The 12,824-nt window shown below is 49.8% G+C and carries 13 protein-coding genes; 10 read left to right on the top strand and 3 right to left on the bottom strand.

The window, feature by feature from the left end; translation table 11 throughout:
• Positions 1-15 precede the first annotated feature (15 nt).
• The 4 genes from cheZ to flhF all read left to right on the top strand — a co-directional run bounded on the left by cheZ (position 16) and on the right by flhF (position 6,495).
• A complete protein-coding gene (gene cheZ, locus GGR41_RS11090; protein ID WP_167661893.1) occupies positions 16-657 on the top strand; it encodes a protein phosphatase CheZ in 642 nt (213 codons plus the stop codon).
• A gap of 143 nt (positions 658-800) precedes the next feature.
• Positions 801-1,955, top strand: a complete 1,155-nt coding sequence (gene flhB, locus GGR41_RS11085) for a flagellar biosynthesis protein FlhB (RefSeq protein WP_167661892.1) — start codon at positions 801-803, stop codon at positions 1,953-1,955.
• 2 nt (positions 1,956-1,957) lie between these two features.
• Entirely contained in the window at positions 1,958-4,075 is a 2,118-nt protein-coding gene (gene flhA / locus GGR41_RS11080) for a flagellar biosynthesis protein FlhA (RefSeq protein WP_167661891.1), read from the top strand.
• Positions 4,076-4,077: 2 nt separating this feature from the next.
• Positions 4,078-6,495 (top strand): flagellar biosynthesis GTPase FlhF, encoded by a 2,418-nt coding sequence (flhF, locus tag GGR41_RS11075; RefSeq protein WP_167661890.1) that lies wholly within the window; start codon positions 4,078-4,080, stop codon positions 6,493-6,495.
• Between the two features lie 19 nt (positions 6,496-6,514).
• On the opposite strand, the gene GGR41_RS11070 is transcribed toward flhF, so the two are convergent.
• From GGR41_RS11070 to flgA, 3 genes are all read right to left on the bottom strand, one after another.
• Positions 6,515-6,988 carry a flagella synthesis protein FlgN gene (locus GGR41_RS11070; protein ID WP_167661889.1) on the bottom strand — a complete coding sequence of 158 codons (474 nt, stop codon included), beginning with the start codon at positions 6,986-6,988 and terminating at the stop codon, positions 6,515-6,517.
• 9 nt (positions 6,989-6,997) lie between these two features.
• On the bottom strand, positions 6,998-7,282 hold the full coding sequence (flgM, locus tag GGR41_RS11065; RefSeq protein WP_167661888.1) for a flagellar biosynthesis anti-sigma factor FlgM: 285 nt from the start codon (positions 7,280-7,282) through the stop codon (positions 6,998-7,000).
• Positions 7,283-7,374: 92 nt separating this feature from the next.
• Positions 7,375-8,064 (bottom strand): flagellar basal body P-ring formation chaperone FlgA, encoded by a 690-nt coding sequence (flgA, locus tag GGR41_RS11060; RefSeq protein ID WP_167661887.1) that lies wholly within the window; start codon positions 8,062-8,064, stop codon positions 7,375-7,377.
• Positions 8,065-8,235: 171 nt separating this feature from the next.
• On the opposite strand from flgA, the gene flgB reads away from it, so the two are divergent.
• The 6 genes from flgB to flgG all read left to right on the top strand — a co-directional run bounded on the left by flgB (position 8,236) and on the right by flgG (position 12,819).
• Positions 8,236-8,649 carry a flagellar basal body rod protein FlgB gene (gene flgB, locus GGR41_RS11055; protein WP_167661886.1) on the top strand — a complete coding sequence of 138 codons (414 nt, stop codon included), beginning with the start codon at positions 8,236-8,238 and terminating at the stop codon, positions 8,647-8,649.
• 10 nt (positions 8,650-8,659) lie between these two features.
• Positions 8,660-9,079, top strand: a complete 420-nt coding sequence (flgC, locus tag GGR41_RS11050; RefSeq protein ID WP_077732875.1) for a flagellar basal body rod protein FlgC — start codon at positions 8,660-8,662, stop codon at positions 9,077-9,079.
• Positions 9,079-9,765 carry a flagellar hook capping FlgD N-terminal domain-containing protein gene (locus GGR41_RS11045; protein ID WP_077732876.1) on the top strand — a complete coding sequence of 229 codons (687 nt, stop codon included), beginning with the start codon at positions 9,079-9,081 and terminating at the stop codon, positions 9,763-9,765. Before flgC ends, GGR41_RS11045 begins: the two co-directional genes overlap by 1 nt.
• 62 nt (positions 9,766-9,827) lie before the next feature.
• Positions 9,828-11,225, top strand: a complete 1,398-nt coding sequence (gene flgE / locus GGR41_RS11040) for a flagellar hook protein FlgE (protein WP_167661885.1) — start codon at positions 9,828-9,830, stop codon at positions 11,223-11,225.
• 28 nt (positions 11,226-11,253) lie between these two features.
• On the top strand, positions 11,254-12,000 hold the full coding sequence (gene flgF, locus GGR41_RS11035) for a flagellar basal-body rod protein FlgF (protein ID WP_167661884.1): 747 nt from the start codon (positions 11,254-11,256) through the stop codon (positions 11,998-12,000).
• Between the two features lie 33 nt (positions 12,001-12,033).
• Positions 12,034-12,819, top strand: coding sequence for a flagellar basal-body rod protein FlgG (gene flgG / locus GGR41_RS11030; RefSeq protein ID WP_077732879.1), 786 nt, complete (start codon positions 12,034-12,036; stop codon positions 12,817-12,819).
• Positions 12,820-12,824 lie beyond the last annotated feature (5 nt).

Below are 12,824 nucleotides of genomic sequence, written 5' to 3'. Positions count from 1 at the left end.
AAAGGAGAGAAACAAATGTCTGTTTCTGATCAGATTCCGGGGGATACGCGGCCCCAGCAACCATCAATGGATGTGGTGCAGCGTATAGCTCGTTTAACCCGAATGCTGCGTGAAAGCATGCGCGAGCTAGGGCTTGACTATGCAATCAAAGAGGCAGCGCAGTCCATTCCTGATGCGCGTGATCGGTTGCGCTATGTAGGGCGTATGACAGAGCAAGCCGCAAACCGAGTGTTGAATGCCGCCGAGCAAGCTCAACCTTTGCAAGATGAGCTCAACGCAGATGCTAAATCGCTGCAAGAGCGTTGGAATCAACTGGATCAAGGAGTCTGTAATGAAACACAAGCGGATTTGATCGCAGATACCCGACAGTTTATTTTAGATATTCCGAATAAAACGCAGCAAACCCAAGATAATTTAATGGAAATTATCATGGCGCAAGACTTTCAAGATCTGACAGGGCAAGTCATTAAGGGCATGCTCGGTGTCATTGGTACGCTTGAAACGGAGCTAGTTCAGGTATTGATGGATAGTGTGCCTGCCGAGAAACGTGACGATGCAGAAAGTTTATTAAATGGCCCTGTTATTGATACCACCTCGGATAACGTAGTCAGTGATCAAGACGAGGTCGATGATCTGCTTTCTAGCCTAGGCTTTTAGGCCGAGTTTGAACAACGCCGTTTTTACGCCTCTACTCCATGATTTAGTTCACATGCTTTGTTTTAGAATAACTAAAATTAAGCAGTCTTGTGCGCTTTTAAAGCTCAGCTACTGCTGAGCTTTTTTATTCATCGACAAAAGACATGGCTGAAGAAAGTGATGTGGAAAAAACCGAACCGGCGTCGCCCCGGCGGTTAGAAAAAGCAAGAGAAGAGGGGCAAGCCCCACGATCCCGCGAGCTCAACACCTTTATGCTGTTAATGGTGGGGGTATCGACCATCTGGCTAATTAGCCAAAGTCTCTACAGCACATTAAGCGGGGTGATTCGTTCCAGCATGTGGTTTGAGCCCGCGTTGGCTCATGACGACAGCGTGATGGTAACCAATGCGCTTTTATCTGCATGGAATGCGCTGCTTGCCTTATTGCCCTTATTTGGGGCGCTTTTTGTTATTGCTATTGCCTCATCGGTGTTGTTGGGGGGCTTGATCTTCAGCGCAAAGCCTTTGCAGCCCAAGCTAGAAAAATTGAATCCCTTAAAGGGTATCAAACGTATGTTTTCGGCGCAAACTGGCATTGAGCTCTTTAAAGCGTTAGGTAAAGCCACCTTAATTGGGCTGGTGTCGATGTTTGTTATGTGGCACTTCAGAGATCAAATGCTAGGTTTGATGCAACTGTCTCCTACCGAAGCCATGGCAAAGGGGTTAAAATTAGTTGCCTTATGTTGCCTTTTGATTGTTTTTAGCTTGGTTTTAATTGTGGCTATTGATGTGCCGTGGCAGATTTACTCGCACCACAAAAAGCTACGCATGTCTAAACAAGACCTCAAGGAAGAACATAAGCAAAGCGATGGCGACCCCCATGTTAAAGGCCGTATCCGTGCTCAGCAACGGGAAATGGCACAGCGGCGCATGATGGCAGCAGTGCCACATGCCGATGTGGTCATTACCAACCCAACGCATTATGCCGTAGCCCTAAAGTACACCGAGGGCGAGGGCGGTGCGCCCAAGGTCATTGCCAAGGGTAAAGACTTGATTGCTCAGCGCATTAAAACGCTGGCTACCGAATCCAACATACCTTTATTTGAAGCACCTCCTTTAGCCCGTATTTTGCACAAACACGTAGAGTTAGACCGAGAGATCCCCGTCGAGTTGTATTCGGCTGTGGCTGAAATCCTAGCCTGGGTATTTCAGTTACGAGCCTGGGAGCAAGGTCAGGGATTTATGCCTGCTACACCAACTCATTTAACCATCCCAGAGGGCATGGATCCCCTTGACTCCAGCGCGGCTGGAAACACCTAAGTATGAACCATTTAATTGCCTTTTTCCGAACGTCTGGTGGTGAGCAAGCAAAGCTGCTAGTTGGGCCGGTACTGATTTTAATGATCTTGTCCATGATGGTGCTGCCATTGCCGCCCTTTATCTTGGACTTGCTCTTTACCTTTAATATTGCGCTGTCCATCATGGTGCTGTTGGTGGCTATGTTCACCAAAAAAGCCTTAGATTTTGCTGCGTTCCCCTCTATTTTATTGTTTACAACCTTGTTGCGTCTGGGGTTGAACGTTGCCTCTACTCGGGTCGTATTGCTTAATGGCCACGAGGGTCCGGCTGCCGCAGGGCGTGTGATCGAGGCCTTTGGGCAATTTTTGGTGGGGGGGAATTTTGCCGTTGGTTTGATTGTGTTCATGATATTAATCATCATTAACTTCATGGTCATCACCAAAGGGGCAGGGCGCATTGCAGAGGTGGGCGCACGGTTTACCTTAGATGCGATGCCTGGCAAACAAATGGCCATTGATGCCGATTTAAATGCTGGCCTAATTGGCGAGGATGAGGCACGTCGGCGCCGCACCGAGGTGTCTCAGGAAGCCGATTTTTACGGCTCCATGGACGGTGCCAGCAAGTTTGTACGCGGCGATGCCATTGCGGGCTTATTAATCATGGTGATTAACGTGGTGGGCGGCTTAATTGTGGGCGTGGGGCAACATGACTTATCTTTTGCAGAAGCGGGTCACGTCTATACCTTGTTAACGATTGGTGATGGCTTAGTAGCCCAAATTCCAGCATTGATTATTTCCACAGCTGCGGGTGTGGTGGTGTCGCGCGTTGCCACCACCGACGATAACGATGTGGGCTCACAAATGGTGGGGCAGTTGTTTAACAACCCCAATGTGATGTTTTTAACCGCAGGTATTCTAGGCATTATGGGTTTAATTCCCAATATGCCACATGTGGCTTTTTTAGCCCTAGCTGCTTCGTTGGCAGGCATGGGGTGGTATACGTTAAAGCGTCAGCAACAAGGTGGGTTAGACCCCGAGCTTTCTGGTCCTGATGCCGTCGCCGAGGCTGCCGAAGCAGCCGCTGCCGAGGCCAGTTGGGATGATGTGTCGCTGGTTGACCCGCTAGGTCTAGAAGTCGGGTATAGGTTAATTTCTCTCGTTGACCACGCTCAAAATGGCGAGCTCTTACATCGTATTCGCAGTCTTAGAAAAAAATACGCTCAAGACATTGGTTTCTTACCACCCGTTGTCCATATACGCGATAATCTAGAGTTAAAACCCAATGATTACCGTATTTTGTTGCATGGTGTCGAGGTTGGGCAGGGCAGCGCCTTGCCTACTCAGTGGTTAGCTATTGATCCTGGTGGGGTGTCGATGAAATTGCCTGGCTCACCTACCACAGACCCTGCCTTTGGCTTGCCGGCGTATTGGATTGATGTGAGTTTGCGTGAACAAGCACAAATTGCGGGCTACACCGTAGTCGATGCCAGTACCGTGATTGCTACGCACTTAAACCACTTGCTGCACCGTTTTGGTTCCCAGTTATTGGGTCGCCAAGAAGTCCAACAGTTATTGGATCGAGTGGCACGTGACTTGCCGCGCTTAGTAGAAGACTTGGTACCCAAGGTGGTGACATTGGGCTTATTGCATCGTGTATTGCGTGGTCTCTTGGAAGAAGAAGTCCCTATTCGTGACATGCGTACCATTCTCGAATCCCTAGCAGAAAATGCGCCGCGTTTACAGCAGCAAATTCAAGCGGGGGCACAATTTGATGAGGGCGCCGAACTGCTGGTATTAGTGCGCATCGCCTTAGGGCGCGCGATTACCCAGCAATGGTTCCCTGGTGAATCAGAAATGCGCGTCATTGGCTTAGAGGGGCGATTAGAAAACGTGCTAACACAAGCCTTAACCACGAGTGGGGCATTGGAGCCCGGTTTAGCAGAAAGTGTGCTGATGCAGGCTCAACAAGCCGTACAGCAACAAGAGTCCATGGGGGATGCGGCGGTGTTGGTCGTGAGTCCGACGTTACGTGTGCCATTAGCGCGTTTTTTACGTCAGCATATTCCCCAGCTGGGGGTTTTATCTACCCAGGAAATTCCTGAAGAGCGCGTGATGCGCGTGACAGCGGTCATAGGTAGTTAACAATGAATATCAGTCGTTTTTTTGGTGCTACAAGTCGAGAGGCTATGCGTCAGGTGCGCTTGGCGCTTGGCCCCGATGCACTTATTGTGTCTAACAAGCGAGTGAATGGGGGCGTAGAAATTTTAGCTGCTGATGGCACGACCGAGCCCGAGGCGTTAGCGCCCGCGGCCCCGGTCACACCCAGCGCCGCCAAATCCATGTATGAAAGTATGCGCGCAGAGCCAGCCCCAACTGCAACACCGCAAGCTGAACGCCCAGCTATGGTGCCACCGCCACGTCAACCAGCTCCTACTCCCGCACACGAGCTAATGACGGCTATTAGCTCTTTAAAGGGTTCGCTTGAGGGGCGTATTGAAGAGCTCTTATGGAGCAACGAGCTGCGCGCTAACTCAAACCAGTTAACTCTGTTTCAAAACCTATTGGCATTTGGTTTTAGCACCGCGTTATTGCGCGCCATGTTAAAACGGCTGCCCCCTAACTTGTCGTTACGCGCGGCCATGCAATGGGTACGCAAAGAGCTCGACAGCCATTTGCCTGTATTAAAAAATGAACATCATTTATGGCAGCCGGGTTTGGCTTTGGCCCTAGTAGGACCAACCGGTGTGGGCAAAACCACTACCTTGGCTAAGCTAGCCGCCCGTGCGGTGCGTCAATTTGGGGCCGAGCAGGTGGTGCTCATCACCACCGATACGTACCGTATTGGCGCAGATACCCAACTGAAGATTTACGCCGATTTGCTCCATGTGCCCATTCATGTGGTGCGCAATGCGCAAGAACTACGTCAAATTATGTTAGGATTGCGCGCTGATCAAGTAATTTTGATCGATAATGTGGGGGTTAGCCAACGCGACAAGTACGTTCAAGATCAGGCCGCTATGTTGGCCAGTGCTGGGCGTCGTATTCAGCGTCTGTTAGTGTTAAATGCGGCCAGTCATGGCGATACCTTAGACGAGGTGGCGCGTACCTACAGCAAGGACGGCGGTTCGCCCTTAGCAGGCTGTGTAATCAGTAAAGTCGACGAGGCCAGCCGTTTAGGCGCGGCGCTTGATGTGGCCTTACGTTACCAACTACCTATTCATTATGTCTCTGATGGTCAGCGAGTCCCTGAAAATTTACGTTTTTTAAATGCATCGCAATTAGTCGATATGGCATTGGCTAAAAGCCCAAACAGTCGCGTTTTGTTTGCACCGACCACAGCGGATTTAGCGGCGCTAATGACGGCCTCTGAGGTCCAAGAACAAGCCCAACATCAACATGCTGCCAACCAAGATCACATGATTAAACAAGTATTAGCTCTGAGTCATCTCGCCGATGAAAATATAGACGTATTACGCCAAATCATCAGTCAGGTCGATCAGCACGCCATGAGTGCTACGGCATTTGATTTTTGGCGTGCCACCAAACCCGATCAAGCTCGGCCAGACTTGGCGCAATGGGCTCAAAATCAGCTGCGCTCCGCGGTGCTAGAGGCCACCGAGCTAGCGCCTGAAGCGCCCGTTGTCATGCATCACATTAAACAGCGTTTAACCGGTGCGCAATCGCAGTTGTACGCCTCGCTCGTAGGCGCTAGTACAGGCCAGCTTTTAGCCATGCCGATGTTGCAGCTAAGTGATAAAAAAACGTGGTATGCCAATAGTGGTATTCACAAGTCCGCCCCTAAAACGCCGCGTTTTGAGCTAGCGCATGCGCTGCAATGGGCGCAAGACCACACCCCACCTGCACAAGTCGTCCATTGGGTCGAAGAACACAACAATCAGTGGTGGGGGCAGTGGGCTAATACCCGTACCAACGTGATGGCGATGGTGGCGCCTGCTACACGTTGCTGGCACGTAGACGGTCATAGCACTCCCGCAGCGATCAGTAAAAACCTCGAGTTTTATGCTTTAAACTACCCCAAAATGGCGTTGCCTTATCAGTTGTTAGCAGGCATGTCTGGTACGGCGGTTAGTTTTTGGTATGCCCAAGCCCCCGTCGAGCTGCGGACTCGAGGTGGTCAAACCCAGCATGTGAACTTGTTTGTTTTGCAAGCGTTAAATGCTCAGACCCTTAAAGAAGTCAAAACCTTTTATTGTTTTTGCTTGTTAGATCGTCAGTTATCCTCCACGCCGGAACAGCTAGCAAAGTGGGTATTGCAGCACGTGGAAGCTAAAAACCTCTTACGTGCAGTAGGACGTGCCTACCATAATCGCCCCTTACAAACCTATACCAAGCAACAGCAGCTACCCATGGCCTATGGCCTAGAGTTGGCCGCGTTGTTCGGCGCAACGGCTTGGGAGCTAGATCAATACAAAGAGCTGGCTTCAGTGCGTCGAGTGCTTGAGCAATTGATTGGGCCAAACGCAGTGAATCAAAGTCAAATTCCGTCTTCATTATTAAAATTATGGAATTTAAAAGATTTGCTGCAGGCCCAGCACGACTAGGAATAAGTAACCCGCCGCCCTAGGCTTGGATATAGCCACGTCTAGCGGCTAAGCCCGTTTGTTTTTTGCCCTGAGCGTCGTACACGTCCTGATTGGGCGAGGTGGCGGCCTGGCCAAAAGCAGACAGCGCTTCGGTGGTGTAGTTTAAATAGGCCTGAATCAACACACCGTTTTTTTCATTGAGTGTTTTGGCTTGTTCGGCTAAAGCCAATAAGGTGTCAACGGCTTTAGCTAAGGCTGGATCTAAAAGACGAGCTTCAAGTAAACCTGGGCGTCCGGCGGGTAGATTTAGCTGCTGTAAAAGCTGCTCGCGCTGCTGGGCGGCGTTATCTAAACGTTCGGCGTATTGGTTTTTAATTTCAGTTAAATCAAAGAGCTCATCATTGCTATAGCTGCTTAATAACGTCTCGTGTTCTTTTTCTAAGGTGAAAATGAAATGCTCGATGAGCTCGAGTTCAGATTGAATTAGAGTTAATAAAGCAGAAGAAGTCATAGAGGGAAATTATTTTAAAAGATCGCGCGCTGTATGAATGAGACGATCGGCAATGCGAGACGTATCGATTTCAAGTGTGCCATTAGCGAGTGCCGTGCGCAATGCATTAACACGATCTATATCAATATCGTTGTGATCAGAATGCAATTGTTGCAGTTGACGCGCGGCCGGGCTGAAATCCACCGAGGCGCTGCGTGAAGCCTGTGTGGTTTCTGCTTTAGCCTGCGTGGTGGACTTGGAGGTCGTGGCGCGATCGCTAACAGTAGGGCGGTAATCGTTAGGTGTAATTTTCATGATGGGCTCCGATCTGATTTTTCTCTATGTGAAGTATTAACGGTGCACAAATAAATTAGTTTAGGGCTTGATTTGCAAGCAAAGGTGTTGACTTACATCAAAACTTGAACGGTTTGCGCATCAAGCACTGTACCAGTGATGATTTGACCTGAACTGACACGAACTTGAATTTGGCTGCCGGGCGACCCGCTTTGCAGGGCTTGGCCTTCGCCAGTCGCAACAAAACCAGCGCCCCGCGCCAGAGTGCGAACCATTTGGCCTCGTTGAATGGATTGCGGGTCGCGTAAAGCACTGCTGCGAATCACACTGCCTGCATTAATGCGCTGGGTAGCGATATAACCAATAGCTAGACTTGGATCAATGATTGTATTGGGCGCTAAGCGTAAAATATCGCCTTCACGACCAATTAAGTCATCCATGCCCAGTGTATCACCGACTTGTAACGTACGGTTGCTAACGTAGTAATAGCCTTGAACGGTGATTTGAGCCTGCACATGAAGGCTCCAGGGTTGTGGGGCTAAACAATGCACAGTTAAGGTTTGCCTAGAACGTAATCTAGCCCCAGAGGACAGCACAGGTTGCAACTGGTCGCATTGGGGTTGGTTGCGAATGGTAGGCGGGCTGATATGTACACTAGCGACCCCAGGATAAGCCGCCGCTTGCTCAAGGAGAAATTGCTCTGCGACCTCGGCCACCTCGTCAGGGTTTTGTAGACTTTGTGCAAAAGTCAGCGTCGATAAAACCAATGCCGCAAGAAAAAAAGGAAGGCGTTTTAGGGTCATAGATGCAATGCGTGTCGAGGTCGTAGCCTATTCAATAGTGAAACTGGAGCGCTTTTAGTCGCTTGTTTCTTAGTTTAACCGCAATGACTAGGCGTTACTATCGAAGTTACTGTGTCATAAAGTCACAATTTTTCACTTTTTCTCATTACGTGCTGGCAGTGATACATCGTTATGGTTGATCGTCTTTCCCAACATTTTGCATTCCACCAAACTGCATTGGCCTTGCGCCAACAGCGGCAGGAAATCCTTGCGTCCAATATTGCTAATGCAGACACGCCCAATTATAAAGCGCGTGATATGGATTTTAACGCTGCCTTAAAACAAGCGATGGGTGGGGCTACGCAACCCTTGCCTCCTACCCAACTTGCTTTAACTTCCAGTCGTCATATTCCTGGTGCAGCCATGCCGCCGCCGTTGAATTCCAACGTGCTTTATCGTCAGCCACTACAGCCAGCCCTAGACGGCAATACCGTAGATATGGATGTGGAACGCATGGCCTTTGCCGATAACACCATGCAGTATCAAACCAGCCTAAACCTTTTGTCACAGCGCATCAAGGGCTTAATGGCTGCTGTTCAACAATAATGGGTAACTCATGAGTAGTTTTTCTATTTTTCAAATTGCTGGGTCTGCATTAACTGCACAGTCACAACGTTTGAACGTATCAGCAAGCAACATTGCCAATGCAGACAGCGCGGTCGGTCCCGACGGAAAACCCTATCAAGCTCGCCATGTGGTGTTTCAAGTGACCCCTTTAGCCAACCCAGCTGCCCAGACGGCAGGGGTAGGTGGCGTGCGTGTGTCACAAGTAACCCAAGACAACTCCCCGGGGCGTTTGCAATACGACCCAAAGCATCCTCTTGCAAACGAGGACGGATACGTGTTGATGCCTAATGTCGACGTGGTGGCTGAAACGGTCAATATGATTTCTGCCTCGCGTTCCTATCAGGCCAACGTCGAGGTGGTCAACACCACCAAAAACCTCATGATGCGCACTCTGACTTTAGGACAATAATGAGCACCGTAGACTCAATTCAAAATCCTGCCGGCGCAGCGTTGGCTTCAGCGCGCGGTCGGGTCGATCTGATGGGCGATACCCAAGATCGTTTCTTAACTCTGCTGATTACGCAATTGCGTAATCAAGATCCCCTTAACCCTATGGACAACGAGCAAATCACTAGTCAACTCGCTCAACTCTCCACCGTACAGGGCATCCAGCAGCTAAACGACACCTTGTTGGCGTTATCGGGTCAGATGGATGTGTCTCAGTCCATGCAAGCAGCCAATTTAATTGGCAAGCCGGTGTTGGTGCCGGGGTCAAAAATTTCGTTGGGTTCTGATCCCGCTAACCCCGATGTCAAAGTTGCCACGCCATTTGGGGTGGACTTAATGAGCACCGCCGACAAGGTCACAGTCAATATTCTTAATAATGGTGGCAGTGTGGTGCGAGAAATCGAGCTCGATATTCGCGAGGCAGGCGTGTACTCCTTCGAGTGGGATGGGCGTGATAACACCGGTCAGGTGCTTCCTGATGGTGCGTACAACGTAGAGATAAAAGCCTCTTTGGCTGATGCACCCGTTAGCGCCGAAGCCTTACGCTATGGCGTGGTTGACAGTGTGGCCTATACCACCAAAGGGTTGCGCTTAGATTTAGGTCTAGCAGGCGATTACTCGCTGCTTGATATTCGCAAAATAATGTAATTTTTGGCAGGCAGGCCAACAGTATCCGGCTGCCGCACTATTCGGACTGAAAGAGGAAAACTATGGGTTTTGGACAAGGTTTAAGCGGACTAAATGCCGCTTCCCAAAATTTAGATGTCATTGGTAATAATATTGCTAACTCCGCCACGGTAGGTTTTAAAGCCTCCACCATCGCTTTTGCTGATGTGTATGCCAATTCCCGTGTGGGCTTGGGGGTACAAGTTGCAAACGTAAATCAGCGTTTCACAACGGGAAATATCAGCGTATCAGGTAACCAGTTTGATATGGCCATTGACGGTGCCAAAGGGTTGTTTCGCCTAGTAGACAATAACGGAGCGGTGTCTTACTCACGCAACGGTCAGTTTTCAGCAAACAAAAATCTAGAAATCGTGAATGCGCAAGGTCAGCGTTTAACCGGCTTTACGGTAACCGAAGACGGCATGATCACCAATCAAGTGGCGCCTATTAAAGTGCCAGTGGGTAATATTGCCCCAAAATCCACGGGTGCTGTCGACCTAAAAGCCAACTTTGATTCCAGATCCCCTGTGATTGTCGGGACCAGTGAAGGCATTGTTTCAACAGGAACGCCTGCCGTAGTCAAGCCCAGTTTTAATGTGGCCCAGCCTGAAAACCATACTCATACCTTGCCTGTCACGGTGTACGATTCATTGGGTAACCCTCATCAGTTAACACAATACTTTGTCAAAGTGGCTGAAAACGAAGGCAATAGCGAATGGAAAGTGTATTACCAGTTCGATGGTAAGTTTCTAAGTAGCCCTACAGGTACGGTAGCAGGTAAAAGTGGTAAGCCTGGTGAACCAGGTACGCCGGCTTCTGGCACAGGGGTGGCCTCCGGCGATTATGTAACGGGCGATACCATGCTGGTTCATAATCTCAGCTTTGATTCCGCTGGACGTTTGATCGGGCCGTATGCCAATGTGGACGAAGACGGTAAAGCCAGTGTGTTGCCGTTCGAGCTTTCTATTACCGGCATTGGCGAGGACGGTTCGCCAGCGGCACCGCTAAATGTCACATTAAGCTATAACGGTTCCACGCAGTTTGGTGGTGAATTTAGCCCTTCATTTACGCAGAACGGCTACGCGACTGGCGAATACTCCAGTATGTCCATTGCCACTGACGGCACGATTGTCGCTAACTACACCAACGGTGAAAGCAAGATCATGGGGGCGTTAGCTTTGGCTGATTTCAACAACATGAATGGCTTGCAAGCAATAGGTGGGAATGCTTGGGTAGAAACGGGTGCGTCGGGTCAGCCTGTTTTAGGTCAACCTGGAACCAACGGTTTTGCTACGGTTAAAGGTCAGGCGGTGGAAGAGTCCAACGTCGACATGAGCCAAGAGCTGGTCAACATGATCATTGCACAGCGCACATACCAAGCCAATGCGCAAACCATCAAAACCCAAGATCAAATCTTACAAACGCTAATTACATTACGTTAATTAGGGTATTAACCCACGAGTACACAGTATGGATCGCATTGTTTATACCGCTATGAATGGTGCCCAGCGTTTGCTTGAGCAGCAAGCTACGGTCACCAACAACATGGCTAACATTAATACCACTGGCTTCAGAGAACAGCTTGCTATCCAGCGTGCTGTGCCGTTGCAAGGCGGGGCCGTTTTTCCTACTCGGGTAGGCAATGCAACCGTTACACCGGCTTCCAATCATACGCAGGGCGCGTTGGCAGAAACCGGTCATGCCTTAGATGCGGCCATACGAGGTGACGGTTGGTTTGCTGTCATGACACCGGCAGGCGAGGCCTATACACGAGCAGGGGATTTTGCGGTCAACCAAAATAATCTGCTAGTCAACCAACAAGGCTATCCCGTGTTGTCCGCCGATAATGCGCCCATTGAGGTGCCGGATCGTGGCGCCATCACCTTTTCCACTGATGGGCAAATTACCGCCTTAGGCGCGGGCGATAATCCGCGCGATATCCAAGTCATTGGTCAACTAAAGCTCGTTAACCCAGACAATAACCAGTTAGTACGCGGTGACGATGGTTGGTTCCGCCTCGCAGATGGTACTGTGGCTCAACCTAGCCCCGAGGTCACTATCGCTCCAGGCTTTTTAGAAAAAAGTAATGTGAATCCAGCCGAGGTCATGGTGGCGCTCATCAACAACACGCGTCAGTTTGAAATGCAAATGAAAGTGATTTCTGATGCGAGCCAACGCGAAGAAAAAGCCAACAGCATCCTCTCTACCAACGGTTAATTAACCCGCTCCTTTTTATCTCTAGGTTTTATTATGATTCGTTCACTTTGGATAGCTAAGACGGGTTTAGAAGCCCAACAAACAAACTTGGATGTCATTTCCAATAACTTAGCTAACGTCAACACCGCTGGCTTTAAGCGCAGCCGTCCTGTGTTTGAAGACCTGATGTATCAAACATTACGTCAGCCGGGGGCTCAGGTTGGTGCAGCTAACCAGCTGCCCACCGGGTTGCAAATTGGTACCGGTGTGCGCACCGTAGCGACCGAGCGCATTCATAGCCAAGGCGGTTTAAATAATACCGGGCACTCATTAGACGTCGCCATTCAAGGTCGTGGCTACTTTCAGGTGGAAATGCCAGATGGTACCTTTGCCTATACACGCAATGGTCAGCTCCAGCTCGATCAAAATGGTCAGCTTGTGACTGCCGGTGGGTACCCAATCCAGCCTCCTATTAATATCCCCGATAATGCGTTGCAAATTGAAATTTCCCGTGATGGCACGGTGTCAGTGACACAGCCAGGCGCAATTGGTGCCAGCGTAGAAGTAGGGCAGTTGCAATTAACCACCTTTGTGAATACCAGTGGTTTGCAAAGCGTAGGTGAAAACCTATATGTGGAAACCGATGCTTCAGGTGCGGCTAACTTTTTACAGCCCGGTATGGATGGGGCAGGGTTGGTACTACAAGAATACACCGAAACCTCGAACGTTAACGTGGCCGAGGAGCTCGTGAATATGATTACAGCCCAGCGCGCTTATGAAATGAACAGTAAAGCCGTGCAAACGTCCGATCAGATGTTAGGTCGTCTCACACAGATCTAATACAC

It is taken from the genome of Paenalcaligenes hominis (assembly GCF_011927625.1).
Lineage (GTDB): Bacteria > Pseudomonadota > Gammaproteobacteria > Burkholderiales > Burkholderiaceae_B > Paenalcaligenes > Paenalcaligenes hominis.
Note: the sequence above shows the minus strand (reverse complement) of the source record. Positions and strands in the feature narration are given on the sequence as shown.

Bases quoted from the DNA above. Each gene is read 5' to 3' on its own strand.
- cheZ (WP_167661893.1), top strand. From the start codon at position 16: ATGTCTGTTTCTGATCAGATTCCGGGGGATACGCGGCCCCAGCAACCA.
- flhB (WP_167661892.1), top strand. From the start codon at position 801: ATGGCTGAAGAAAGTGATGTGGAAAAAACCGAACCGGCGTCGCCCCGG.
- flhA (WP_167661891.1), top strand. From the start codon at position 1,958: ATGAACCATTTAATTGCCTTTTTCCGAACGTCTGGTGGTGAGCAAGCA.
- flhF (WP_167661890.1), top strand. From the start codon at position 4,078: ATGAATATCAGTCGTTTTTTTGGTGCTACAAGTCGAGAGGCTATGCGT.
- GGR41_RS11070 (WP_167661889.1), bottom strand. From the start codon at position 6,988: ATGACTTCTTCTGCTTTATTAACTCTAATTCAATCTGAACTCGAGCTC.
- flgM (WP_167661888.1), bottom strand. From the start codon at position 7,282: ATGAAAATTACACCTAACGATTACCGCCCTACTGTTAGCGATCGCGCC.
- flgA (WP_167661887.1), bottom strand. From the start codon at position 8,064: ATGACCCTAAAACGCCTTCCTTTTTTTCTTGCGGCATTGGTTTTATCG.
- flgB (WP_167661886.1), top strand. From the start codon at position 8,236: ATGGTTGATCGTCTTTCCCAACATTTTGCATTCCACCAAACTGCATTG.
- flgC (WP_077732875.1), top strand. From the start codon at position 8,660: ATGAGTAGTTTTTCTATTTTTCAAATTGCTGGGTCTGCATTAACTGCA.
- GGR41_RS11045 (WP_077732876.1), top strand. From the start codon at position 9,079: ATGAGCACCGTAGACTCAATTCAAAATCCTGCCGGCGCAGCGTTGGCT.
- flgE (WP_167661885.1), top strand. From the start codon at position 9,828: ATGGGTTTTGGACAAGGTTTAAGCGGACTAAATGCCGCTTCCCAAAAT.
- flgF (WP_167661884.1), top strand. From the start codon at position 11,254: ATGGATCGCATTGTTTATACCGCTATGAATGGTGCCCAGCGTTTGCTT.
- flgG (WP_077732879.1), top strand. From the start codon at position 12,034: ATGATTCGTTCACTTTGGATAGCTAAGACGGGTTTAGAAGCCCAACAA.